The organism is Nonomuraea sp. NPDC005501 (assembly GCF_040605905.1).
In the GTDB taxonomy this organism is placed as follows: Bacteria; Actinomycetota; Actinomycetes; order Streptosporangiales; family Streptosporangiaceae; genus Nonomuraea.
In genome coordinates, this window is sequence record NZ_JBEXDT010000072.1 from 1 (window position 1) to 24,953 (window position 24,953).

The window sequence follows — 24,953 nt, forward strand, 5'->3', positions numbered from 1 at the left end:
GCGAGGCCGGCGAGGCCCGCGCCCGCGCCGCGCGGCTGGCGCTCAAGCACGCCGGCCGCTTCACCCCCGACGGCGCGTCGGTGATCCGCGACGCCGTCGCACTGATGCCGGCCGGAGAAGGGGTGGAGCTCGCCCAGGTGTTCGGCGGGGACCCGGTGCCCGCCTTGCCGGACCCGGCCCGGTTCATCCCACCCTCACTGCCTCCGGCTCCAAGGCCGGCCCGCATGCCGCCGCCGGTGACGGCGCCCGACGCGTTGACCGGCTTCACGTCGAGCGAGTACGACTGGCTCGCGCCGGAGCGCTGGCTGGACGCGTTCGTCCGGCTGGCCGCGAGCGACCGGCGGGGCCTGACCGAGGCCCTCGCCCCCGTGGCCGCCCGCTTCCGCACCCGGGTGCTCTGGGGACGCCCCTGGTGGCACGCCGACGAGTGGGTGATGGCCATGGCGAAGGAGCTGGCCGACCCTGGCACGGAGCGCAGGGCCGCGGAGCGGACCACGAGCTTCGGCGCGCCCGCCACGATCCGGGAGCGCGTCCCCGAGTCCGGGCACGCGAGGCTGAGCCGGCTCATGCCGCTGCGCCGCTACGCCGAGGTCTACGAGGCGCTGACGGCCGGCACTCTGCCGCCGTACCTGCTGGCCACGCCCACCTACGCCAGCGGCGTGCTCGACGCGGCGGAGCTGGTGGAGCGCCTGGAGGGCTACGAGCGCGACGGCGTCGAGCCGCTGCCCGTGGACCTGGAGCAGGCGCTGCTCCGGCTGTCGCGGACCGCGTCCGCCGAGGTCGCCGGGCGGGCCGCGCGACTGACCGGCGCGGCGGGCCGGACGGTCGCCCGCCTGCTGTCCGCCGACCGCGTCGACCCCCGCGTGGAGCTGCGCTGGGAAGACTCCCCGAACGGCCCGCTGATCGTGCCCGTCCTGTTCGCGGGCGGCTCGGGGATCACCGTGCTGGACGGGGAGATGACGCACTCGCGGCGCGACGAGGTGCTCGAACTGCTGCTGCCCGTGCTGGCCTCCCACCGGGATCTGGCCGCGGCCCACGCCGTTCACGGCCTGCTGTCGTACGCCCCGTACAGCAAGCCGGGGCTCGACGCCCTGACCGCGCTGGCCGCCGCCGAGGGCCCCGCCGGGGACGGAGTGGGCTTCCTCGTGGCGTACCACCTGTGCGAGAGCCCGGAGGAGGCGGTGCCGCGCCTGCTGGAGCTGGCCGCCTCCGGCGGGCTGCCGGGCGAGGGGACGGGCCGCGGGCTCGCCGCGCTGCTCCGGTATGACGAGACCCGGTGGGAGTACCGCTGCTACAGCCCCGCCGGGGTGCTGCGGGCCCTGGAGGAGCTGGCCCGGCGCGGCGCGCACCGGGAGGTGTGGGGGGTGCTGGCCGGGCTGCTGACCGGCTACCTGCCGGGGCCGGGCGAGCGGGCCACGAGCACGCACACCCGGATGATGACGCTCGCCGCCGACGTGGCCGGCTGGGCGGGGGCGCGCGGCGCGCTGGCGCCGGTCGCCGAGCTGGCCGCCCGCCCACGCGAGACCGGCCTGGTCCGCCAGGCCCGCCGCCTGCACGCCACTCTCACCGCTTAGCCGCCAGGCCCGCCGGCCCGGCTCACGCACGCTCCTTACGAGTCCGGTTCACCGCTGGGCGAGCTCCCACGGGTCGTGGGCGGAGAACACGTCCACCCCGTGCTCGTGGGCCAGCGTGCGCAGCCGGGCCTGGTTGGCGATCCGGAGCTCGGCGTCCACCTGAGCCAGTTGCTGGACGAGGTCCATCAGCGGGTGCGCGACGGGCTCCGGTTCGAGCTCGCGGTGGTAGAAGTAGGCGTCGCCGGCGTGCAGCAGCCAGCGCTCGCCGTCCCTGACGGCCACGCCCGCGTGTCCCCGCGAGTGCCCGCCGAGCGGCACGAGCAGCAGGTCGTCCAGCCCCTCCAGGGGCCGCGCGCCCTCCATCCCGAACCAGGTCTCGCCGCCCTCGCCGTAGGTGACCCAGCGCGGGCCGTGCGCCCAGTGGCCGGGCCGGTAGCGCCGGCTCGGCGCCTGCTCCGCGGCGGCCTCCAGCTCGGCCGCCATGACGTGGACGGCGGCACCGGGGAAGTCGGGCAGCCCGCCGCTGTGGTCCACGTCCAGGTGGGTGAGCACGATGTGCCGCACGTCCGCGGGGTCGTACCCGAGCGCGGGGAGCCGCCGGGCGGCGGTCTCGGCGGGGGCGAGCGCGGGCGTCACCTGCTCCACCCACTCGGTGTCGAGCAGCTCTCCGGGGCGGGTGATGTCGTCGAGCCCGAGGCCGCTCTCGACGAGCACGAGGCCCGACGCGGGCGTCTCGATGAGCAGGGCGTGGCAGACCGCCGGGGCGGAGGGCAGGCCGGTGGTGGACTCGATCTCACGCATCGAGCCGAGGTTGAGGTGGTGAATCTTCATGCGCCTACAATGCGACTTGAAGCGCGGTTCAAGTCAAGCGCGCGAAATGAAGGGCGTCGTTGATGGAAGAGACACTGCTCGACATCGGTGAGGTGGCGCGGCGGTCCGGCCTGGCCCCGTCGGCGCTGCGGTTCTACGAGCGCAAGGGCCTCATCGAGTCGGCGGCGCGCAACGGCCTGCGCCGCGCGTACCGGCCGGAGACGCTCGACCGGCTGGGGCTGATCGGCTGCGCCCGCGACGCGGGGTTCACGCTGGCGGAGATCGGCGCGTTCCTGGGGGCCCGGCCGTCCGACACGGCGCTGCGCGAGCGCATGGCGGTCAAGGAGCGGGAGGTGGACGCGCGGGTGCGTCAGCTCACCCGGCTGCGCGACAGCCTGCGCCACGCCGCCGTCTGCGCCCACGACCCGCTCGTCGAGTGCCCCGACTTCAAGCGAGCCATCCGGAACGTCAGCGCCCCCTGAGGAGGGTTCAGCCGGCGCTGACGTACTGGCGGGGCCGCAGCGCGTGGCCGCGCAGCGCGGCCAGGGCCGCGAAGTGGCCCACCCGCGACATGCGTACGGCCAGCTCGTCGCCGAACGCGAGCCCGAGCGCCGTGAGCCGCTCCACCAGGTCGTCGACCGGCTTGGCGACGTCGCCCGGCTCCGTGGCCGGATGCCAGCCCTCGTCGCCCACCACCTCGGCCACCCGGCGGCGCAGCTCGGCCGGCGAGATGAGCGACCCGTCGGCCAGCAGCATGAGCGCCGCCTCCCGGGCCGACAGCTCGAACTCCTGCTCGCCCTTCGGCAGCAGCAGCCGCGTGACCGCCTCCCACATGGTGTCGGGGGAGAGCAGCAGCCGCCTGCCCACGGCGGTGATGGACAGCCTGGCGCCGTCGCGGCGCAGCGCGCTCAGCTCCCGCTCGGCCAGGTCGCGCAGCCGCAGCGCCTCCGGCGACGGCGCGAGCCGCATCGGCAGGCTCTCCTCCGAGGCCGCCAGCGACAGCAGCCGGTGGAGCTGGGGGACCGGCTGGGCCGGCACCGGCGCGTGCAGCCGCACCTCGAACGGCTGCGCCAGCTCCCGGCGGGCCGGACCGCGGCCCAGCACCCACCGGTTGAGCCGCTCGCCGTGGACGCGGTTGAGCCAGCTGTCGCCGCCCAGGTCGGCCCGGGGCTCGGTGAGCCAGCGCCGGGTCAGCGCGACCCGGTCGACCTCCTCACCGGCCAGGATGGCCAGCTCCAGCGCAGCGGAGCAGGCCACGTGCGCGCCCAGCTCCTCCGGCCCCATGATCGTGCTCCACTGGAGGTCCGGCACGTCGGGCGGCAGCACCCCCGTGGCCTCCAGGGCCTCCTGGTAGGCGACGGTGCCCGCGTCCTCGCCCTCGCGCGCGTACGTGCGCAGGATGTCCAGGGTGGTCGGGGAGACGCACAGCGCGGCGTAACGCCGCAGGCCGCCGAGGTGGAGCAGGCGGCCGAGCGAGCGGGCCAGCCGCTCGTGGTCGCCGCCGACCTTCAGCGGGAGCGTGTACCAGAGGAACTCGCAGACATCGAGCTGCGTCACCGTCTCCAGCGGCTCGCCGCCGGTCAGCCACTCGACGGCCGTTCTGGCCTCCTCGGCCAGATCCGGCTCGGAGCGCTCCAACTCGGCGAGGAGCGCGGCGACGTCTGGTGCACTCATGCCTCGAAGTTTGCCGTATCGACCCCGGGCCTGACGATGCCCGAAGCCGGTGCGTATTGGGTCGTGCACGGATCTACCCTACGAAACAACTGGTAAGTGGGCCGCCACTGTCAGATCCACCGTTTGTCGAAGAGCATGCGGGCCTTCCATTCGGTGTAGGGGATGAGCTCGCCGGACAGGATCGGGTGCAGCCACCAGAAGTTGATGAGAGCCAGCAGCGCGAACGCCCCGACCACCGCCGCGCCGATCGTGCGCCTCATCGGCAGCGCGCCGGTGGCGGTGCGCGTGGCCGGCCCGATCAGCCACCCCGCGCACAACGTGATGGCCAGCACCATGAACGGCACCATGGGGATCGCGTAGAACAGGAACATCGTCCGGTTCTGGGCGATGGCGAAGTAGAACCAGGGCAGCCAGCCCATGGCGTAGGCCAGCAGCACCGCCCCGGCCCGCCAGTCGCGGGAGGCGACGTACCAGGCGATGAGGGCGACCAGCGCGAGCAGCGCGCCGAACCAGATCACCGGCGTGCCCACGCCCAGCACGGCCTCGGAGCAGTCGCGCGTGCCGCAGACGTTCTGCCTGCCCTCGTAGTAGAAGGCGACCGGGCGCAGCAGCAGCGGCCACTGCCACGGCTCCGACATGTACGGGTGGGACGTCTCCAGCCCGCTGTGGAAGGTGAAGACCTGCCACTGGTACTTCACCCACGACCGCATCGAGTCGAACACGAAGTAGAACGGCCCCGCCGAGGTGGCCTGGTCCCAGTTGCGGCCGTAACCGCCGGCCGTGACGAACCAGCCCGTCCACGTCGCCATGTACGTGACGAACGGCACCACCCCGAAGGCCGCCACCGCGGGCGGCACGTCCTTGGTGAAGGCCCCCGCGTACGGCCGGCGCAGCCCGACCGCCCGGCGCGCCCCGAAGTCCCACAGCACCGCCATGACGGCGAACGCGGCCAGGAAGAAGATCCCCGACCACTTCACCGCGCAGGCGGCCGCCAGGCAGGCGCCCGCGGCGATCCGCCACGGCCGCAGCCCCAGCGACGGGCCCTCCGGCGACAGGGGGCCGTTCTCGTACCACTCGACCAGCCGCCGCCGCGCCCAGTCGCGGTCGGCGACCAGGCAGGCGAACCCGGCCAGCACCCAGAACATCAGGAAGATGTCGAGCAGCGCGGCCCGGGACAGCACGAAGTGCAGCCCGTCCAGCGCGAGCAGCAGACCGGCGAAGCAGCCGAGCAGGGTGGAGCGGGTCATCCGGCGCGCCACCCGGGCCAGCACCAGGATCGACAGCGTGCCGACGACCGCGGCGGCGAAGCGCCAGCCGAACGGCGTCATCCCGAACATGTACTCGCCGGCGCCGATCATCCACTTGCCGAGCGGCGGGTGGACCACGTAGGAGGCGCACTTGTCGAGCTGGTCGGGGGCGCACTTCTGCCAGATGTCGAGATTGCCGGCGAGGATCGCCTTGTCGGCGTCCTTGACCGTGACCCGCTCCACCAGCCACGAGATCAGCGAGTAGGAGTCCTTGGCGTAGTAGGTCTCGTCGAAGACCACGGCCTTCGGATGGGCCAGGCCGATGAAGCGCAGCGCCCCGCCGAAGGCCGCGACGAGCAGCGGCCCGAGCCACCCCCACAGCGGGTTCGAGGGCATGGGCGGGACCATCCGCTCGCGCACGGAACGCGCCGGGGGACTGCTCTCGTCGGCCTTCGGCTCACCAAAGGCGTGGTACGCGAAATCGGTCACCGCCATTCGGACATCGTACGGGCCTCAAGCCGGTGTTTACCCGTGAACACGGTCCGATCGGGAGGTCCTGCCACAATGGCCGGGTGAGAGAAGACGGCAGGCTGGTACTGGCGGGAGCCCCGATAGGCCAGGCGGGCGACGTCTCGCCACGGCTGCGCGACGTGCTGCGGAGCGCCGACGTGGTGGCCGCCGAGGACACCCGGCGGCTGCGCAGGCTGGCCGCCGACCTCGGGGTGGAGATCGGCGGCCGGATCGTCTCCTACTACGACGCCAACGAGGCCGGCCGCGCCCAGGAGCTCATCGAGACGCTCAAGGAGGGCCGCACGGTCGTCGTCATCACCGACGCGGGCATGCCGGGCGTGTCGGACCCCGGCTACCGGCTGACCCGCCTGGCGGTCGAGGAGGGCGTCACGGTCACCGCGCTGCCCGGCCCGAGCGCCGTCACGACCGCCCTGGCCGTCTCCGGGCTGCCCAGCGACCGCTTCTGCTTCGAGGGGTTCCCGCCGCGCAAGCAGGGCGAGCGCGCCCGCCGCCTGACGTCGCTGGCCGGCGAGGAGCGCACGATGGTGTTCTTCGAGGCGCCCCACCGGCTGCGCGAGTCGCTGGAGGCGATGGCCGGGGCGTTCGGCCCCGACCGGAGCGCGGCCGTCTGCCGGGAGCTGACCAAGACCTACGAGGAGGTGCGCCGCGGCGGCCTGGCCGAGCTGGCCGCGTGGGCGGCCGGCGGGGTCAAGGGCGAGATCACCGTCGTGGTCGCGGGCCACGTGCCCGACGAGGGGCCGCCCGACGTGGAGGCGCTGGTCGCGGAGGTCGATCGCCGCGTGGCCGCCGGCGAGCAGCGCAAGGCCGCCGTCGCCGACGTCGCCAAGGCCGCCGGGATGCCCAAGCGGGACCTCTACGACGCGGTACACAAAAGATCTACCACGCCTTAGGGTGCAGTCCGTGAAGGACTGGGGGAGCTCACCGCGCAGGCTCGTGCCGCCGATGCAGGGAGCCCCCCTGTGGGGCTGGCTCGGCCCCGTCCTCGTCGCCGTCTTCGGCGGGATCCTGCGCTTCGTCCGCCTGGGCGAGCCCCGCTCGATCGTCTTCGACGAGACCTACTACATCAAGGACGCCTACTCCCTGCTCACCTTCGGCGTCGAGCGCACCACCCTGGGCGACGCCAAGAACCCCATCGCCGACCGGCGCATCATGACCGGCGACCTGGACATCTGGCAGCACTGCCCGGACCCCGCCGACTGCGCCGCGTTCGTCGCCCACCCGCCGCTCGGCAAGTGGATGATCGGCGCCGGCGAGTGGATGTTCGGGATGACGCCGTTCGGCTGGCGCTTCGCCGCCGCGGTCGTCGGCACGCTGTCGATCCTGGTGCTGGCCCGGGTGGCGCGCCGGATGACCCGCTCCACCCTGCTCGGCTGCCTGGCCGGTCTGCTGCTCGCCCTCGACGGCCTGCACCTCGTGCTCTCCCGCACGGCGCTGCTCGACATCTTCCTCATGTTCTGGGTGCTGGCCGGGTTCGCCTGCCTGGTCGCCGACCGCGACTGGGCGCGCGGCCGGCTCGCCGCCCGGTACGAGACCTCGCCGCTGACCTCGTACGGCCCCCGGCTCGGGTTACGGCCGTGGCGGGTCGCCGCCGGGGTGTGCCTGGGCGCCGCCTGCGCGGTGAAGTGGTCCGGGATCTTCTTCCTGGTCGCGTTCGCCCTGATGAGCTTCGCGTGGGACATGGGCGCCAGGCGCGCCGCCGGGCTTCGCGAGCCGTACAAGGGGGCCTTCTCGCTGGACCTGCCGGCCGCGAGCGCGGCGCTCGGGCTCGCGCCCGCGCTGACCTTCCTCGCCTCGTGGGGGAGCTGGTTCGCCCACGACGGCGGGTACGGGCGCGACTGGGAGCGGGCGACCTCCTCCGGGCCGCTGTTCTTCGTCGTCGACTCGGTGCGGTCGTGGCTGAAGTACCAGCTGCAGGTCCTCGGCTTCCACACCGAGCTCGACGCCTACCACGAGTACATGTCGGAGCCGTGGACGTGGCCGGTGCTGTTCAGGCCCGTCACCTTCCACTACGTGGGCGGCAGGGCCGGCTGCGGCGCCTCCGCGTGCTCCGAGGCCGTGATCGGCGCCGGCACGCCCGCCCTCTGGTTCGCCGCCTGGCTGGCCCTGCTGGGGCTCGTCGTGCGGTACTCCGCGGCCCGCGACTGGCGGGCCGGGGCGGTGCTGCTCGCGGTGGCCGCCGGCTGGCTGCCCTGGTTCTACTACGCGATCGCCGACAACCGCACGATGTACCTGTTCTACATGATCCCCGTCGTGCCGTTCATGGTGCTGGGGCTCACGCTGGTCGCCGGACTGGTGCTCGGCCGGGAGGACGCCCGGCCCGCGCGGCGGGCCGTCGGCGCCGCCGCCGTGGGCGCGCTCGCGCTCGTCGTGCTGATCGACTTCTGGTGGTTGTCGCCCGTGCTGACCGGCGAGCTGCTCACGCAGGCACAGTGGTGGGCTCGGATGCTGACGCGCTCGTGGGTCGAGGTCGCCCCCAAGTGATGCCGCGGCGCAGCGTGATGGCCGCCGCCACGCACGCCAGCGGCACCGCGGGCAGCACGTAGCGGTAGTCGAACTCCGCCGTCGCCGCCGGCGCCAGCAGCAGCCCGAACGCCCCCAGCCACGGCAGCGCCACCGGCCCCCCGAACCTGCGCCAGCGCACCGCCACGCCGTACAGGCCGACCAGCATGATGCCGCCCAGCAGGATGCCCCGCAGGTAGAACACCTTCTGGTAGCCGCTCATGATGTCGGCCCACGGCGAGACGATGCGCGTCTCGGGCGGCCCCTGCTCGTAGGCGAACGCGTCGGTGTCGGTACGCCCCTGGTAGGACGGCCAGTTGGGCAGCCGCTTCGGCCGGCCGTAGGCGTCGAGTTGCCAGTCGGCGAGATAGGGCTGGAACTCGTACATGAGGTACGTCTGCTCGTCCGGGAAGCGCGGCCGGCCCCAGTGGAAGGCGCGGAAGAAGTCGCGCGCCACCACCTCGAGGTAGTCGCCCGGCTGCGACAGGATCGCCCGCGTGGCGAACGCGCTGGCCGCCTCGTTGGTGATCTCGGTGAACTTCTTGCCGGCGCCCCACCGGTGCAGCACCTCACCGGTGCCCGTGCCACCGCCGCCCTGGCCCCACAGGTACCACTGGGCGTACTGCTTGCGCTGATCGACCGGGTCGTTGATGCACAGCAGGAGGAGCTGGAGCTCCTTATATTTGTCGATGTGCATCTTCGAGCAGTCGGCGAAGATGGCCGTGCGCATGTAGAGGATCAGCCCGTCGCTGTTGGTCATGGCGAACTTGCCCATGCTGGCGGAGAACCAGCCCATGTAGCTGAGGATCGGCACCGCGCAGGTCAGCACGACCGCCACGATCGCCTTCCAGCTCGTGCGCTTGACCACCAGGTACGCCACCACGAGCGCGAGGATGGGCAGCCCGATCGAGCGGGTCAGCCAGGTCAGCGCGAGCAGCAGGCCGACCAGCGCCCCGACCTGCCACGACATCCGCCGGTGCCACAGGACCAGCGTCACCACGCCCACGACCAGCAGGATGAACATCGAGTCGGACATGATGAGCTGTTCGAGCTGGATCTGGTAGGCGTCGAAGAGCACCGGCGCCGCCGCGAGCGCCGCTCCCCACTTCGGCAGCGCGAACCTGCACCGCAGCAGCGCGTAGATCAGCACCGCCGTGGCCAGCCCCATCAGGTGCTGCGTGAGCACGACCAGCGTGAAGCTGTGGAACGGCTTGAGCGCGAGCAGCCAGAACCCGTAGCCGTCCGGCCTGATCGGGTGCGGTCGCGGATGCAGCGCCACCGAGACGTACTCGTACGAGTCGTTGAACCACATCGCCGGGCCGTATCCCAGCATGGTGACAATCCGCAGCACTCCACCCAGGGCGAAGGCCACGGCGAACACCCGATGACGGCGGAGAAAGCCCAGCGCACGCGCCGTCCGGCCAGGGGCGGAGTGGTCCACAGGAGTAATCTCCGCGACGCTCACCATGCTGTAAAGAATGCCAGCCGTTTCTAGGACTTGCCCCGACCAAGTCTGGGCAGAGGGCATGATGGTGTGCCTGAAGTGTCCTAACTGAAGGGTTGAGACGTGGAACTGACGGTGGTCATGCCCTGCCTCAACGAGGCCGAGACCGTGGAAGTCTGTGTGCGCAAGGCTTTGGCGTGCATGGAGGAGCACGGCATCGAGGGCGAGGTGCTGATCGCCGACAACGGCAGCACGGACGGCTCCCAGCAACTCGCCCGAGACGCCGGCGCCCGCGTGGTCCACGTCGACGAGAAGGGCTACGGCAACGCCCTCATGGGCGGCATCCGGGCCGCCCGCGGCAAGTACGTCATCATGGGCGACGCCGACGACTCCTATGACTTCACCGCGTTGCTGCCGTTCGTGGAGCAGCTCCGCGACGGAGCCGACCTGGTGATGGGCAACCGGTTCAAGGGCGGCATCTCGCCCGGCGCCATGCCCCCGCTCCACCGCTACCTGGGCAACCCGGTGCTGTCGTTCGTCGGCCGGCTGTTCTTCCCCTCGGCCATCGGCGACTTCCACTGCGGCCTGCGCGGCTTCCGGCGCGACTCGATCCTGCGCCTGCAGCTGCAGACCGGCGGCATGGAGTTCGCCTCCGAGATGGTGGTCCGCTCCACGCTGTCCGGCCTGGACGTGCGCGAGGTGCCCACCACGCTGTCGCCCGACGGCCGCTCCCGCCCGCCGCACCTGCGCTCCTGGCGCGACGGCTGGCGTCACCTGCGGTTCCTGCTGCTCTACAGCCCCAAGTGGCTGTTCTTCTACCCCGGCCTCGTCATGATGGCGATCGGCCTGGTCGCCGGCACCGCGCTGACCTTCGGCCCGGTGGAGATCGGCGAGCTGGCCTTCGACATCGACACCCTGGTCGGCGCGTCGGCGGCGGTGGTGATCGGGTTCCAGGCGGTCCTGTTCGCCGTGTTCACCAAGGTCTACGCGGCCGAGGAGGGATTCCTGCCGGAGTCGCCCCGCATCCGCAAGCTCATCGACATCGTCAGCCTGGAGAAGGGCCTGGTCGTCGGCGGGGCGCTCGCCCTGGCCGGCCTCGTCGGCCTGGTGATGTCGCTGGTGCACTGGCAGGTCCGCAGCTTCGGCGAGCTCGACCCGCGCGAGTCGCTGCGCATCGTCGTGCCCTCGGCGACGGCGCTCATCATGAGCTTCCAGACCATCTTCGCCGCGCTGTTCGTCAGCATCCTCGGCATCCGCCGCACCCGCGAGACCCCCGTCGACGTGGCCGCCAAGGCCGCCGAGGAGGCCGCCGAGGCCGTGTCCCGCGAGCAGGCCGAGAAGGCCGGGAAGGCCGTGGAGAAGACCGTCGAGCAGGCCGCGGACAAGCCGGCCGAGGCGGCGCCGCGCGAGGACACCACCACCCGCTGACCCGAGGGGCGGGGAATCGGTTCGAGCCGCCCGCCCCCGACCCGTAGTCTTGGAACCATGTCCCAGCACATCTTGACCGCCGTCGCGTGGCCGTACGCTAACGGACCTCGCCACATCGGGCACGTCTCCGGATTCGGCGTGCCGTCCGACGTCTTCAGCCGCTACCAGCGGATGGCGGGCAACAAGGTGCTGATGGTCTCCGGCACCGACGAGCACGGCACGCCCATCCAGGTCCAGGCCGACAAGGAGGGCGTGAGCGCCAAGGAGCTCGCCGACCGCTACAACCGCGTCATCGCCGAGGACCTCACCGGGCTGGGCCTGTCCTACGACCTGTTCACGCGCACCTCCACCCGCAACCACTACGCGATCGCGCAGGAGATCTTCAAGGGCCTGTACGACAACGGCTACATCTTCCCCAAGACCACGATGGGGGCGATCTCGCCGACCACCGGGCGCACCCTGCCCGACCGCTACATCGAGGGCACCTGCCCCATCTGCGGCTACGACGGCGCGCGCGGCGACCAGTGCGACAACTGCGGCAACCAGCTCGACCCGATCCAGCTCATCAACCCCAAGAGCCGCATCAACGGCGAGACCCCGGTCTTCACCGAGACCGAGCACTTCATGCTCGACCTGCCCGCCTTCGCCGAGGTGCTCGGCTCCTACCTGCAGGCCAAGCAGGGCGAGTGGCGGCCCAACGTGCTGAAGTTCGCCCTCAACCTGCTCGGCGACCTCCAGCCGCGGGCGATCAGCCGCGACCTCGACTGGGGCGTGCCCATCCCGCTCGACGGCTGGCGCGACCAGCCCAACAAGCGGCTGTACGTGTGGTTCGACGCGGTCGTCGGCTACCTGTCCGCCTCGATCGAGTGGGCCAGGCGCTCCGGCGACCCCGAGGCGTGGCGCCAGTGGTGGCAGAACCCCGACGCCCGCGGCTACTACTTCATGGGCAAGGACAACATCGTCTTCCACGCCGAGATCTGGCCGGCGATGCTGTTCGGCTACAACGGCCAGGGCGCCCGCGACGGCAAGCCCGGGTCGCTGGGCACGCTCGACGTGCCGTCCGAAGTGGTGTCCAGCGAGTTCCTGACCATGGAGGGGCGCAAGTTCTCCTCCTCGCGCCAGGTCGTCATCTACGTGCGCGACTTCCTGGAGCGCTACGACGCCGACGCCCTGCGCTACTACATCGCCGTGGCGGGCCCGGAGAGCCAGGACACCGACTTCACCTGGCAGGAGTTCGTCAACCGCAACAACGGCGAGCTGGTCGCCGCCTGGGGCAACCTCGTCAACCGGTCGATCTCGATGGCCGCCAAGAACTTCGGCCAGGTGCCCGAGGCCGGCGACCTCACCGACGCCGACCGGCGGCTGCTGCAGCGCTCGCGCGAGGCGTTCGGACCCGTGGGCGCCGAGCTCAACCGCTCCCGGTTCAAGAACGCCATCACCGAGGCCCTCGACGTGGTCCGCGACGCCAACCGCTACCTCGCCGAGCAGGAGCCGTGGAAGCTCAAGGACGACCCGGACCGGCAGAAGTCGATCCTGCACGTCGCCCTCCAGGTCGTCGACGACGCCAAGACCATGCTGACGCCGTTCCTGCCCGGCTCGTCCAACAAGGTCCACGCCATGCTCGGCGGCGAGGGCGTGTGGTCCGGCATGCCGGAGATCCGTGAGGTCGACGAGGACGGCGGCGCCCCGTACCCGGTGATCACCGGCGACTACGACGGCGCGGCCCGCTGGGAGCACCAGCCGATCAAGCCGGGCGTCCCGCTGGCGCCGCCGGTGCCGCTGTTCAAGAAGCTCGACCCGAAGGTGGTCGACGAGGAGCTGGCCCGGCTGGGCCAGTGACGGTGAGCACGCCGCCCGCCGCACCGGAGCCGCTGCCCGCTCCGGTGTTCGACAGTCACTGTCACCTCGACATCATGGTGGGCGACCGGCAGGCGTCCTCGGGCGACCCGGTCGCCCAGGCGGCGCAGGCCGCGTCGGCCACCGTGAGCGGCATCCTCGACGACGCCCGCGCCGTCGGGGTGACGCGGCTCGTCACGATCGGCTACGACCTGCCGTCCTCCCGGTGGAACGCCGAGGTGGCGGCCGCCCACGCCGACGTCCACGCCGGGGTGGCGATCCACCCCAACGAGGCGCACGCCGCCACCCCCGAGGCGCTGGCCGAGATCGAGGCGCTGGCCGGGCGGCCGGAGGTGCGCGCGGTCGGCGAGACCGGGCTCGACTACTTCCGTGACTGGGCGAGCCGCGACGACCAGCACGCCTCCTTCCGGGCGCACATCGAGATCGCCAAGCGCACCGGCAAGGCGCTGGTCATCCATGACCGCGAGGCGCACGGCGACGTGCTGAAGGTGCTGGCGGAGGAGGGGGCGCCGCCGGTCGTGGTGTTCCACAGCTTCTCGGGCGACGCCGGGATGGCCGCGGAGTGCGCGGCGGCGGGCTACCACATGTCGTTCTCCGGGCCCGTCACGTACAAGAACGCCGGCTACCTGCGCGAGGCGGCCCGGGTGGCGCCGGTCGAGCTGATGCTCGTCGAGACCGACGCCCCCTACCTGCCGCCGGTGCCGCACCGCGGCAAGCCCAACGCGCCCTACCTGATCCCGCTGACGCTGCGCTGCCTGGCGGAGGTCAGGGGCGTCGACCCGGGCTCGCTGTGCGAGGCCATCAGCGCCAACGGCGTCGCCGTCTTCGGCGCATGGTGACCTGGCTCGAATCTGCTCGGGCCTGGCTCCGGCCTAGCTCCCGAGCGACATCCCGAAGTCGGCCCCCTTGAGGGGCCGCACCTCCTGCGGGTCCTCGGCGTTGCGGCCGGTCACCGCGACCTTCCCGTACGGCGCGGCGTCCGGGCGGCCCACGAACAGCTTGTTGCCGGCGAAGGCCACGGCGTACCCCGTCAGATCGTCGCCCGTGCCGGGCAGCATGCGATCTTCTCCCGGGTTCCTGAACGGCATCACGCGGACGCCGCCGCCGTACGGGGCGCCGATGGCCAGCCGGCCGTCGGCGGAGGCGGCCAGGGCGAAGCCGAACGCCTGCTTGCCGTCCTGCCGTACGGTCCTGAAGGGGGTGAGCTCGGGGTTGAGGAGCTGCACGTAGCCGGCTCCGGGCGCGCCCACCGCGAGGCCCACGCCCTCGGCGTACGCCACCGCGTAGCCGTACCTGTCGCCGTCGGCGTCGGAGGGCGAGTCGATCTTCGCGCCCGACAGGTCGGGCGCGAGCGGGTCGGCGATGGCCACGACCGAGCCCGAGTCGATCTTGCCTGAGCCGACCTGCCGGCCCGCGCCGTCGTCGTTCTCGTACGGCACGCCGACGATCAGCTGGTCGCCCGCCCCGAAGGCCAGCGACCAGCCGAACTGGTCGCCCACCTCGCCGTTGCCCGGGACCTCCGGCGACTCCTGGCTGATCCGGCGCGGCCGGCCTTCGCCCTTGGTCACGTAGACGGCGCCCGTGTCGGTCACCCGCGCCTCGTCCTCGTACGGGGCGCCGATCGCCACCAGGTCACCCCTGCCGGCCACGGACCAGCCGAAGTGGGCGTCACGCTGCGGCTCGGACGCGGTGAGCTGCCTGGGCGGCGCCGCGCCACCGCCGTACACGACGTAGGCGGCGCCGGCGTCCTCGCTGCCGCGCACGTCCGTGAACGGCGCGCCGACGACCAGGTCCGCGCACGAGTCGGCGTTGACCTTGGCCAGCCGCACCGACCAGCCGAACCCGTCACCACGCGCCAGGCCGGGCACCGGGACGGGCACGACCTTCTGCCCGGAGACGACCTGAACGGCACCCTTGTCGTCATCGGCGAACGGGTCACCCACGGCCACGTCGTCCACGCCGTCACCGTCGAAGTCACTCGGACTCGTACAGGCCACTGCCCGTGTCCGGGTGGACAGCGTGGTCGTGTGAGGGGCCGTCGCGGACAGCGCCACCGCCAGGGCGACCGTCGCCCGCAGGATCATCACAGCCTGACCTCCACCTGGCGGCCGCCCTTGAGCAGGGTCGCCGTGAGCCGGACGGGCGTGCGGTAGAGCGGCAGGTCGAAGACGTAGGCCCGGTCCAGCCGGCCACCCGGCGCGATCACGTCAGGAAGCCGGACCGGCACCGGGTCGTGCCGGCCGCCCTTGTCGTCCAGGATCGACACGGCGGGGCTGCCGATCTCCCGCGGCGCACCCCCCGGGTTGATCATCGACCAGCGCACCACGCAGAGCTGCCCCTGGGTCTGCCGCGTGCCCTCGTACTCCTTCAGCCCGCACGTCGGCGCCGTGGCGACCACCAGCACCGGATCGTCGAACGCCGTGCCCAGCGCGAACCTGCGGCCCAGGTCGCCCGGCTCCCATTGCGCCGTGGGGGAGGCGGTGCGCGTCCGGGTGGGGGAGGCGACGTTGCGGCTGGAGGTGACGATGAGGACGGCGGCGGTGACGGCGATGGCCAGGACGGCGGCGGCCGCGGCGATGAGCCACCGGGTGCCACGCGGACGCCGCCCGTGCTGATCCTGCGGCGGGGTCGTGTCGGACGCCTCCACGGGCCGGGCGGCCCGCCCTGGCACCACCCCAGCCCCGATCCCGGCCTGGGCCTGTCGGACCTCCTGGCCCTTCCCCCTGTCCTCGGCCGGGGCCTTCCCGGCCGAGGCCTTCGCCCTGGCCTGGGCCTCGGCCTCCGCGTGGGCCCGCGCCTGGCTTTCGACCTGAGCCTGCGCCTCGGCCTCCCAGCGGGCCAGCTCCTCCCTGGCGGCCAGCTCCTCGCGCCGCGCCAGCTCCTCCTCCGACAGCCCGCCCATCCCCTCCTTGCCCGACCTCTCGGCGTGCGCCGTCGAGGGCGAGGGCGAGGGCGGCACGGTGGGGGCTTCCACCGCCGTTCGGCTCGTCAGGGTGTCGGCGGGCGGGGGAGTGGCGAACGTCGCGGTGACGTCGGGCTCGTCCACCACGTTCTGCGGCGCCTGCCACTCGCTCATCAGCTCGGTCGCCACGAGCGTCGGCGGGTCCACCGCCGGGGCGGCCTTGGCGGTCGCACCGGGAGCGGGCAGCGCGCCGCCGACCAGGGCGATCACCAGATCCTGCGCCGAGGGCCGCTGGGCGGGGTCCATCGAGGTCGCCTGCCGTACGAGATCGTTGAGCGGTGCGGGCAGCGTGCCGAGCTCAGGCGTCGTGTGCAGCACCCGGGAGGCCAGCGTGATGACGTCACCGCGTCCGAACGGGTGACGGCCGTTGCCCGCGTAGGCGACCAGACAGCCCCAGGCGAAGATGTCCACGGCCGGGGTGATCGCCTCACCGCGTACCTGCTCGGGAGCCCACCAGCCCGGGCTGCCGATCAGCTCGCCGGAGAGGGTGAACCCGGTCTCGCGGTCCAGCGCCCGCGCGATGCCGAAGTCGATCACGCGCGGGCCGGACAGCGACAGGATGACGTTCGCCGGCTTGAGGTCGCGGTGGACCAGCCCCGCCACGTGGATGGCGGCCAGCGCCGCCGCGACGCCGAGCGCGACGCCGTGCAGCGGACCGGGGTCGAGCGCGCCGTACTGGGAGATCTGCGCCGACAGGGGGGTGCCCGCGATGTACTCCGTCACCATGTACGGGCGGCCGTCGCCGGTGTTGCCGTTGTCGAGGACCTGGGCGGTGCAGAACGACGCCACCTTGCGCGCGTTCTCCACCTCGGCGTGGAAGCGGACCGCGAACCCCTCCTGGTTGGCGAACTCCACCTTCACCACCTTGACCGCCACGAACCGCCCCGTAGGAGCGCGGGCCAGGAACACCGTGCCCATGCCGCCCTCCCCGAGGCGGCCGAGTAACCGGTATGGACCGATTTCCCGCAGATCCGTCGGGCGGAGCGGCGCGGCGCCCGTTGGCTCCATGAGGGATGTCCCTTCCTGTTCCACGCCATCCTCCCCTGTGGTCCCCCCGTACGCCATCGCACGTTCTTCGATGCGGGAGACTGGTTGGATGATGAGGCTGTTGGGCCCAACAGAGATACGTATTTTGGCGGATAAGCTCGATCTTCGTCCTACGAAAAGGCTAGGACAGAACTTCGTCATCGACGGGGGGACCGTCCGGCGCATCGTACGGGCAGCGGACCTGTCGCCGGAAGACGTGGTGATCGAAGTGGGACCGGGCCTCGGGTCGCTCACGCTGGCGCTGCTGCCCTCGGCCCGGCATGTCGTGGCCGTCGAGATCGACCCCGTGCTGGCCGCCCAGCTCCCCGTCACCGTGGGGGAGCGCGGCCTCGGCGACAAGCTGACCGTGATCCCGGCCGACGCCATGCGCGTCGCCCCCGCCGACCTCGGCGGTCACACTCCTACGGCGCTGGTGGCCAACCTGCCGTACAACGTGGCGGTGCCGGTGGTGCTGCACCTGCTGGAGGCGCTGCCGTCACTGGCCAAGGGCCTGGTCATGGTCCAGTCGGAGGTGGCCGACCGGCTCGCGGCGGGGCCGGGTTCCAAGGTGTACGGGGTGCCGTCGGTGAAGGCCGCCTGGTACGCCGACGTCCGGAGGGCCGGGCCGGTGGGCCGCACGGTCTTCTGGCCGGTACCGAACGTGGACTCGGGCCTCGTCTCGCTGGTCCGGCGTGACCCACCGCCCACCAGCGCGACGCGGCGGGAGGTCTTCGCGGTGATCGACGCCGCGTTCGCCCAGCGCCGCAAGACCCTGCGGGCGGCTCTGTCGTCATGGGCGGGCAGCTCGGCGGCGTCGGAGACGGCACTCAGGGAGGCCGGCGTCGACCCGTCGGCGCGCGGCGAACAACTGGACATCCACGCCTTCGCCCGCATAGCCGAACACAAGCCCCAGCCGTAAGGCGCACCGCAGCCACTTCCGCGGCCACTTTTCCACAGCCACGCCCCCCGGCCGGTCGCTCTTCCACAGAACCCCGCTCGGCTCCCCGCCCCCACGGCCGCCCGGACGATCCTGGGGCCTCCATCCCGCAACGGCACTGGAGGCCTCATGCACCCCCACCCCGTGTCCCTGCTCTGCCGCGCCTCGCTCACGATCGGCGGCGGCCTGTTCGCCGGCCTCACGGTCCTGCCCGGCCCGGCATCCGCCACGGCCCCTGGCCCCTGCTTCGGCACCGTCACCCTCTCCAAGACGTACGCGCGGCTCCTGAACGACGGCCACCTCGCCCACCTCACCGGCGGCCTGGCGCGGAGACCCGGTCGCCCCGGGGGCACCGATCAGCCGATCCTCTTCGCCGCCCGTCCCGGCAGCCCCGCAAGGGCCCAGGTACGCGTCATCGTCGCCCTGCCTCCCCAGGCATGCGCGCGGCGCGCGCCCCTGACGGACGCACTCGCCCACGCGGGCATCACCCTCACGCATCCCCTGTCCACACTCGTCAGGCCCACCTGGTGGCCTCTGTGGCCCTACACCACCCCGTTCGCAAGCCACCCCTCACCCGCCTCGGCCGCCGCCCTCACCACACCGTGGAAGCCCTACGGACAGAGGGGGCAGGAGCCCTTCCCGAGGTCGTCAGCACCCACAGACCCCCTCGGCAGGCCCCACTGGAGCCCCCTCCGGAACCCACGAACCGCCACCCCACCACCCACGCGGCCCAAGACCCATCCCCCCACGCCTCCCATCCCCCCGAACCCCGCCGCAACCGACCCCACCCTGACCCTGCCTCCAGACCCGCCCGCCACCTCCCTGACCCTCCCGCCCCCTCTCGATGAGCCGATCACCACGCCGATCCCTCAACCCCGTACTTCCACAGCCCCGGATCACCGGGGAGACGACAGGAGGGACGGCGCCACCCCCGCGAGCAAGCGGGACGGCGCCTCGCCCACCGACAGCAAGGAGGCCCGAGGGGATCTCGCCGTGGCGGCCGCCCTCGACCAGCTCGGCACCCCGTTCTCCTGGGGCGGAGGCTCCTCCTCAGGCCCGACCAGAGGTGTCGGGAGAGGCGCGGGAACCACGGGCTTCGACTGCAGCGGCCTGACCCTCTACGCCTGGTCCAAGGCGGGGGTGAAGCTGGGTCACTACACCGGCTCCCAGTTCCGCCAGGGCCGCCGCGTCTCCCTCGCCGACCTGCGCAGGGGCGATCTGGTCTTCTTCGGCGGCGGCGCCGGCGACCCCACCCACGTGGGCCTCTACCTGGGCGAGGGCATCATGATCCACGCCCCCAGGACGGGAGACGTGGTACGCAGGACCAGCTTCCTCCAGTCCAGCCACTACCGCCCCCTCTACCGAGGCGCCGTCCGCCCCGGCTGACCACCCCAATGCCGCAAACGTGAGATCGGGTGTCTCCATTCTTGGAGTCTCCTGGCCGGGTTCATGCCAGGGATCCGGAGCGGCCTTCGGTTCCCGGGCTCCGTCGGCCGGTCGATGCGCGCGATCGCCGTTCCCGCGATAATCGGCGGGTGCCCTTGCTCGTCGAACCTTCGTTGCCCCCGGGCAGGATGGCGACGCTCTCGCAGCCCATGCTCGACGCCGACGGCATCCTGCTGCGGCCGTGGCAGCGGTCGGACCGGCCCGCCGTTCTCGCCGGTTACGCCGATCCGGCCATCCAGCGCTGGCACTGCCGGTCCATGACCGCCGACGAGGCCGACGACTGGATCGGTTCCTGGGCCGGGCGGTGGCGTCAGGAGACCGGTGCGGGATGGGCCGTGGTGGACGCGTCGGAGGTGGTCGGCCAGGTCAGCCTGCGCCGGCTGGACTTCCGGGATGGTTGGGCGGAGGTGTCGTACTGGGTGCTGCCCGCCGCGCGGGGTCGTCGCATCGCCACGCGGGCCCTGTCGGCCGTGACAGCGTGGTCGTTCGTCGCGATCGGACTCCACCGTGTGGAGCTGAACCACTCGACGGCCAACATGGCGTCGTGCCGGGTGGCGCAAGCCGCCGGTTTCGCCATGGAGGGAACGAAACGCCGCGAGGCGCTCCACGCCGACGGCTGGCATGACATGCACCTGCACGCCCGCCTCGACACCGACGACTGACCTCGGGTGGCGCGTCCGGAGCCGCACGCGGCGCGGCGCCGCTCTGTGCGGAGGTTGTCCGGCCACGGGAGACGACAAAGGCAAGGAGTTTCCGCACTCCTTGCCACTCTCAATCTATAGCGCCCCCAGGGGCTTGCGGCAAGACCCGGGTCGTGCTGCAGAATCTCCCACCGAAGCCGGCACCTGCGAAATTAAGGGATGTACGACGTAGGCGGGCGTGGTTCTTGTCGACGGCCGCGGCTCGCTGAACGTCGAACCGATGGTGGGACTCGCGATGCGGTTCCGGACATGCAGCCCGAAGGCACGGAGGCGCGCGTCGCCTGGGCGCGCGAGGGCACGGAGGCGCGCGTCGCCGGGCTGCGCGAAGGCACGGAGCGCACGTCGCGGGCTGCGCGGAGGTGCGGAGGTCCGCGCAGTCGGACTGCGCGGAGTGGGTGGCCGAAAATGCGACTTTGTTCAATGGGGGGTTCATGTTCGACGTGATCATTGTCGGCGGCGGACCGACCGGCGTGATGCTGGCCGGCGAGTTGCGGTTGCATGGCGTGCACGCGCTCGTGCTGGAGAAGGAGGCGGAGCCGACCAAGGTCGTCCGCGCGCTCGGCCTGCACGCCCGCAGCATCGAGGTGATGGACCAGCGCGGCCTGCTGGAGCGGTTCCTCGCGCTCGGCAAGCAGTACCCGGTCAGTGGTTTCTTTGCCGGCATCAGCAAGCCGCGGCCGGACCGGCTCGACACCGCGCACCCGTACGTTCTCGGCATCCCGCAGCCCATCACCGAGCGCCTGCTGACCGAGCATGCCACCGGGCTCGGCGCCGAGATCCGGCGCGGCTGCGAAGTGGTCCGGCTGAGCCAGGACGAGGACGGGGTGACCGTCGAGCTGGCCGACGGCACGGAGCTGCGCTCGCGTTACCTCGTCGGCTGCGACGGCGGCCGCAGCACGGTGCGCAAGCTGCTCGGCGTCGGCTTCCCCGGTGAGCCCGCCCGGGTCGAGTGGGTGCTGGGCGAGGTGGAGGTGACGATGCCGCCGGAGGAGTTGGCGGCCCTGGTGGCCGAACTCGGCAAGACCCACAAGGGGTTCGGCGCCGTACCCCTCGGGGACGGGGTGTATCGCGTCCTCGCGCGCGCCCAAGGGGTGGCCGAGGACCGTGCGGTCCCGCCGACCCTGGATGAGCTGAAGCAGGGGGTACGGGCGATCGCCGGCACCGACTTCGGCGTGCACTCACCGCGCTGGCTCTCCCGCTTCGGCGACGCCACCCGGCAGGCCGAGCGCTACCGGGTCGGGCGGGTGCTGCTGGCCGGCGACGCGGCGCACGTCCATCCGCCGACCGGCGGGCAGGGGCTGAACCTCGGCGTCCAGGACGCGTTCAACCTGGGCTGGAAGCTGGCCGCCGAGGTCGGCGGCTGGGCACCGGAGGGGCTGCTGGGCAGCTACCACACCGAACGGCATCCGGTGGCCGCCGACGTGCTGAACACCACCCGCGCGATGGTCGAGTTGACGTCCGTCGAGCCCGGTCCCCAGGCAGTGCGCCGGCTGGTGTCGGAACTGATGGACTTCGAGGACGTGAACCGGCATCTGATCGAGAAGATCACCGCGATCGGCGTCCGCTACGACTTCGGCGAGGGGCACGAACTGCTCGGCCGGCGGCTGCGGGACGTGGGGCTGAAGCGGGGCCGCCTCTACGAGCTGATGCACGGTGGCCGCGGGCTGCTGCTCGACCAGACCGGCCGGCTTTCGGTGGCGGGGTGGGCGGATCGGATCGACCACGTCGTCGACGTCAGCGAGGAGCTGGACGTGCCTGCCGTGCTGCTGCGGCCGGACGGCCACGTGGCGTGGGTCGGCGAAGATCGGACGGATCTGCTCAGCCACCTGCCCAAGTGGTTCGGCGCGCCCGTCAACTGAAGGGCGGTCTGGCCCGAGAGGGCGGGCCGTTGTGACGGGATACGCGACCCGTTGTGACGGGATACGCGACGTCGCGGCGACGATCCGGGCAGAGCAGGGCGAGATCATCCTTCTTCGATCACCTCGGGGTGCTGGTGACCGAGGACGGCCCAGGCGCAGGGAGCAGAGCGAAAGAGGGTTGCACGGGTAGCCCAGGATGAGCCGGCTCCCCGTCCGTGGCCTGGAGTTCGGTGATGGTTTCTTGCCTCAGGGGCGTGCGCACGCCTCCACCAGCGCCTTGACCAGAGGCGCGAGGAGCGCCTGGTCCTCTGGACGGGAGGGTTCGTACTCCGTGATGCCGAGCCCCGCCGTCTCGAAACGATCCGCTGTCGCCCTGACCATGGCGAGAAGCTGGTCCGGCTGAAGTCCGCCGGGGGCAGGCGAGCCGACGCTGGCGAAGGTCTCGGGGTCGAGCACGTCCAGGTCGATGTGGATGTACACGGCCGCGCGCTCACCCGGATCGCCCTCGTCGCGGACGGCTGACGCGATCGCCGCCGTCAGCGCCTCCGGGGCTGCCAGCGAAGCCGGGACCGCCGCCGAGGCTGCGGCCGTCAGGTCGGCCGGGACTGCGGGGGAGATTGCGGTGGTCAGGGGAGCTGGGACGGTGGGAGAGGTTGCGGTGCTCGGGGGAGCTGGGACGGTGGGAGAGGTTGCGGTGCTCGGGGGAGCTGGGACGGTCGGCGAGGTTGCGGTGGTCGGGGGAACCGGGATCGTCGGCGAGGTTGCGGTCGTTGGCGGCGCTGAGGACGTCGGTCCTGCCGGGGTAGGGGGCGGTGCGCCGACGTGCTGGATGCCGCTGCTCCGGATGAAGACCGTCTCGCCCGGGTCGAGATCCCGGGCTCCGGCGAGGACGATGCGGCGTGGGTCCAGCGGGCGGTCCGGTACCAGGCCCGTGGGGCCCTCGCCGGTCAGGGCGCGGAGGACCATGCCGTGGAAGGCGCCTGAGGGTGACGTGGCCGGGGTGTTGAGGTCTCCGTGCGCGTCGAACCAGACGACCACCAACCGGTCCCCGTACCGGCGCAGCGCCTCTGCCACGGGTTCCAGCTCGACCCCGCAGTCGCCTCCGGCCGTGACCACGAACCCACTGGCCTCCGACACCGCCGACCGCACCCGCGCCGCCGTCGCCGGCAGGTCGTCGTCATCGACGTCGACGCGTACGCGGTGGGTCGCGGGCACCATGCCGGCCAGCAGCCGCGCCCCTTCGCGCAGCCGCTCGGCCGTGGGCGCCCCGGAGCCACGCCACTGCGGCACTTCCACCACCGTGACCTCGGTGCTCGCCGCGATGGTCGCACCGGCCTTTGCGACGGCCCTCGCGTCGAGGGTCGCCCTGGCCGGAGCTGCGGATTCATCGGCGGTGTTCGTCGTCGCCCTGGCCGTCTCGTCCACTCTGCCCCCTCGCCGATCCGAGCGACATGATTGCACGGTCACAGGCATTGCCGGCGTGCCGGGTCACCACTCCCATGGGCGTCCGCCCCGTCAGCCCGACCGGTGTCCACGCCGTACGACCGGCAGGCGTCCGCCCCGTCAGGTGGACCGGTGTCCACGCGTACGACCGGCAGGCGTCCGCCCCGTCAGCCCGACCGGTGTCCACGCCGTACGACCGGCAGGCGTTCACGTGGTCAGCCGGACAGATCGGCCGCGCGTACGGTCAGTAGGCGTCCAAGCCGTACGACCGGTGGGCGTCTACCCCGTAACCGGGTCAGGCGGGGCGGGGCATCGCTGCCGTTCGGGTGACAAAAGGCCAGGCCAGTCCAGAACCGTGCATTGCCGCACCCTCATAAGGGATGACCCCGGCCACTTCCCGGAGAACCGCGTGACAGGGCTACGGGCCGTATACCATCGGGTGTCCTTCCCGGCAGGCGATGAGAGTGGCAGAAGATTCATGAGTTCGGTGACCGTACGGGTGCCCGCGAAGGTCAACGTCCAGTTGTCCGTGGGGCCGCTGCGTGAGGACGGCTACCACGACCTGGTCAACGTCTTCCATGCCGTGTCCGTCTTCGACGAGGTCGTCGCCAAGGAGTCCGACTCCATCACCGTGTCGGTGGCGGGCGAGTGGGCCGACCAGGTGCCGGTCGACGACGGCAACCTCGCCATCCAGGCCGCCCGCGCCCTGGCCAAGCACGCCGGGCGTACGTACGGGGCCGAGCTGATCATCCACAAGTCCATTCCGGTGGCGGGTGGCATGGCCGGAGGCAGTGCCGACGCGGCGGGCGCGCTGGTGGCGTGCAACGAGCTGTGGGGCTTGGGCCTGCCGGTCGAGGATCTCATGGAGATCGCCGCCGACCTGGGCAGTGACGTGCCGTTCTCGCTGCTGGGGGGAACGGCGGTCGGCACCGGGCGGGGCGAGCGGCTGAGCGACGCGCCGACGGGCGGTGAGTTCCACTGGGCGTTCGCCGTGGCGCACGGAGGGCTGTCCACGGCCAAGGTGTACGCGGAGTGCGACCGGCTGCGCGAGTCGTCCGGCGCGGAGGTGCCGTGGCCGCAGCTCAGCGAGCCGCTGCTGGCGGCGCTGCGCACCGGTGACGCCGAGGCGCTGGGGGCCCGGCTCGGCAACGACCTCCAGGCCGCCGCGCTGTCCCTGCGCCCCGATCTGAGCCAGACCCTGGACGCCGGTCGCGAGGCCGGAGCCCTGGGCGCCCTGGTCTCCGGCTCGGGTCCCACCTGCGCCTTCCTCGCCACGGATGCCGACCACGCCCAGCGCCTGGCCGACACGCTGACCGCCCTCCCGACCTGCCGCACCGCCCTCGCCGCCCACGGCCCGGTCCCGGGCCCCCGCCCGGTCTGAGGGCAGACGGCCGGGTCGTCGGCCCCGCGCCCGGTCTGAGGCGAGACGGTCGGGTCACCGGCTCGCGCCCACGTCTGAGGACAGCCGGTCAGGTCGCCGGCCCGCGCCCGGTCTGAGGGCAGACGGTCGGGTCC

At 72.4% G+C, this 24,953-nt stretch carries 19 protein-coding genes; 12 read left to right on the forward strand and 7 right to left on the reverse strand.

What is annotated here, in order from left to right; genetic code table 11:
* On the forward strand, nt 1-1,574 hold a 1,574-nt coding region (locus ABZS51_RS29540; protein WP_355447647.1), incomplete at its 5' end, for a DUF6493 family protein.
* A gap of 48 nt (nt 1,575-1,622) precedes the next feature.
* Here ABZS51_RS29540 and ABZS51_RS29545 read toward each other — a convergent pair.
* Nucleotides 1,623-2,405, reverse strand: coding sequence for an MBL fold metallo-hydrolase (locus ABZS51_RS29545; RefSeq protein WP_355447650.1), 783 nt, complete (start codon nt 2,403-2,405; stop codon nt 1,623-1,625).
* A gap of 62 nt (nt 2,406-2,467) precedes the next feature.
* Between ABZS51_RS29545 and ABZS51_RS29550 the strand changes: the two genes are divergently transcribed.
* Nucleotides 2,468-2,866 carry a MerR family transcriptional regulator gene (locus ABZS51_RS29550; RefSeq protein WP_310709628.1) on the forward strand — a complete coding sequence of 133 codons (399 nt, stop codon included), beginning with the start codon at nt 2,468-2,470 and terminating at the stop codon, nt 2,864-2,866.
* A 7-nt stretch (nt 2,867-2,873) separates the two neighbouring features.
* Here the strand turns inward: ABZS51_RS29550 and ABZS51_RS29555 are convergent, their stop codons facing one another.
* Together ABZS51_RS29555 and ABZS51_RS29560 are read right to left on the reverse strand one after the other, a co-directional pair.
* Nucleotides 2,874-4,058, reverse strand: a complete 1,185-nt coding sequence (locus ABZS51_RS29555; RefSeq protein WP_310709629.1) for a hypothetical protein — start codon at nt 4,056-4,058, stop codon at nt 2,874-2,876.
* Between the two features lie 110 nt (nt 4,059-4,168).
* On the reverse strand, nt 4,169-5,800 hold the full coding sequence (locus ABZS51_RS29560; protein WP_355447654.1) for a phospholipid carrier-dependent glycosyltransferase: 1,632 nt from the start codon (nt 5,798-5,800) through the stop codon (nt 4,169-4,171).
* A gap of 77 nt (nt 5,801-5,877) precedes the next feature.
* Between ABZS51_RS29560 and rsmI the strand changes: the two genes are divergently transcribed.
* On the forward strand, nt 5,878-6,726 hold the full coding sequence (gene rsmI, locus ABZS51_RS29565; RefSeq protein ID WP_355447657.1) for a 16S rRNA (cytidine(1402)-2'-O)-methyltransferase: 849 nt from the start codon (nt 5,878-5,880) through the stop codon (nt 6,724-6,726).
* Between the two features lie 10 nt (nt 6,727-6,736).
* The gene (locus ABZS51_RS29570; protein ID WP_355447660.1) at nt 6,737-8,317 is read left to right on the forward strand and encodes a phospholipid carrier-dependent glycosyltransferase; all 1,581 of its coding nucleotides are present in this window, start codon (nt 6,737-6,739) and stop codon (nt 8,315-8,317) included.
* Here the strand turns inward: ABZS51_RS29570 and ABZS51_RS29575 are convergent.
* Complete coding sequence (locus ABZS51_RS29575) at nt 8,253-9,803, reverse strand: hypothetical protein (RefSeq protein WP_355447663.1); 1,551 nt, start codon at nt 9,801-9,803, stop codon at nt 8,253-8,255. The genes ABZS51_RS29570 and ABZS51_RS29575 overlap by 65 nt on opposite strands.
* Before the next feature lie 99 nt (nt 9,804-9,902).
* Here ABZS51_RS29575 and ABZS51_RS29580 point away from each other — a divergent pair, with 99 nt between their 5' ends.
* Genes ABZS51_RS29580 through ABZS51_RS29590 form a run of 3 tightly spaced genes read left to right on the forward strand, consistent with a single transcriptional unit; the run spans nt 9,903 to nt 13,903 of the window.
* Nucleotides 9,903-11,207 (forward strand): glycosyltransferase family 2 protein, encoded by a 1,305-nt coding sequence (locus ABZS51_RS29580; RefSeq protein ID WP_310709634.1) that lies wholly within the window; start codon nt 9,903-9,905, stop codon nt 11,205-11,207.
* Between the two features lie 57 nt (nt 11,208-11,264).
* Nucleotides 11,265-13,046, forward strand: coding sequence for a methionine--tRNA ligase (gene metG / locus ABZS51_RS29585; RefSeq protein WP_310709635.1), 1,782 nt, complete (start codon nt 11,265-11,267; stop codon nt 13,044-13,046).
* Complete coding sequence (locus ABZS51_RS29590; protein WP_355447668.1) at nt 13,043-13,903, forward strand: TatD family hydrolase; 861 nt, start codon at nt 13,043-13,045, stop codon at nt 13,901-13,903. The genes metG and ABZS51_RS29590 overlap by 4 nt, the downstream gene beginning before the upstream one ends.
* A 33-nt stretch (nt 13,904-13,936) precedes the next feature.
* On the opposite strand, the gene ABZS51_RS29595 is transcribed toward ABZS51_RS29590, so the two are convergent.
* Together ABZS51_RS29595 and ABZS51_RS29600 are read right to left on the reverse strand one after the other, a co-directional pair.
* Nucleotides 13,937-15,148: a hypothetical protein gene (locus ABZS51_RS29595; RefSeq protein WP_355447729.1), complete on the reverse strand. Its 1,212-nt coding sequence runs from the start codon at nt 15,146-15,148 to the stop codon at nt 13,937-13,939.
* Nucleotides 15,148-17,034: a protein kinase gene (locus tag ABZS51_RS29600; RefSeq protein ID WP_355447671.1), complete on the reverse strand. Its 1,887-nt coding sequence runs from the start codon at nt 17,032-17,034 to the stop codon at nt 15,148-15,150. The genes ABZS51_RS29595 and ABZS51_RS29600 overlap by 1 nt, the downstream gene beginning before the upstream one ends.
* Nucleotides 17,035-17,104: 70 nt before the next feature.
* On the opposite strand from ABZS51_RS29600, the gene rsmA reads away from it, so the two are divergent.
* The 4 genes from rsmA (at nt 17,105) to rox (ending at nt 21,995) form a co-directional block, all read left to right on the forward strand.
* Nucleotides 17,105-17,971 (forward strand): 16S rRNA (adenine(1518)-N(6)/adenine(1519)-N(6))-dimethyltransferase RsmA, encoded by an 867-nt coding sequence (rsmA, locus tag ABZS51_RS29605; RefSeq protein ID WP_355447673.1) that lies wholly within the window; start codon nt 17,105-17,107, stop codon nt 17,969-17,971.
* A 147-nt stretch (nt 17,972-18,118) separates the two neighbouring features.
* Nucleotides 18,119-19,375, forward strand: a complete 1,257-nt coding sequence (locus ABZS51_RS29610; RefSeq protein ID WP_355447676.1) for an NlpC/P60 family protein — start codon at nt 18,119-18,121, stop codon at nt 19,373-19,375.
* A gap of 149 nt (nt 19,376-19,524) precedes the next feature.
* The gene (locus ABZS51_RS29615) at nt 19,525-20,097 is read left to right on the forward strand and encodes a GNAT family N-acetyltransferase (RefSeq protein ID WP_310709640.1); all 573 of its coding nucleotides are present in this window, start codon (nt 19,525-19,527) and stop codon (nt 20,095-20,097) included.
* A gap of 470 nt (nt 20,098-20,567) precedes the next feature.
* Nucleotides 20,568-21,995 (forward strand): rifampin monooxygenase, encoded by a 1,428-nt coding sequence (rox, locus tag ABZS51_RS29620; protein WP_355447680.1) that lies wholly within the window; start codon nt 20,568-20,570, stop codon nt 21,993-21,995.
* Between the two features lie 246 nt (nt 21,996-22,241).
* Here rox and ABZS51_RS29625 read toward each other — a convergent pair whose 3' ends face one another.
* A complete protein-coding gene (locus tag ABZS51_RS29625) occupies nt 22,242-23,420 on the reverse strand; it encodes an arginase family protein (protein ID WP_355447683.1) in 1,179 nt (392 codons plus the stop codon).
* A 496-nt stretch (nt 23,421-23,916) separates the two neighbouring features.
* Between ABZS51_RS29625 and ABZS51_RS29630 the strand changes: the two genes are divergently transcribed.
* A complete protein-coding gene (locus ABZS51_RS29630) occupies nt 23,917-24,819 on the forward strand; it encodes a 4-(cytidine 5'-diphospho)-2-C-methyl-D-erythritol kinase (RefSeq protein ID WP_355447685.1) in 903 nt (300 codons plus the stop codon).
* The last annotated feature ends 134 nt before the right edge of the window (nt 24,820-24,953 follow it).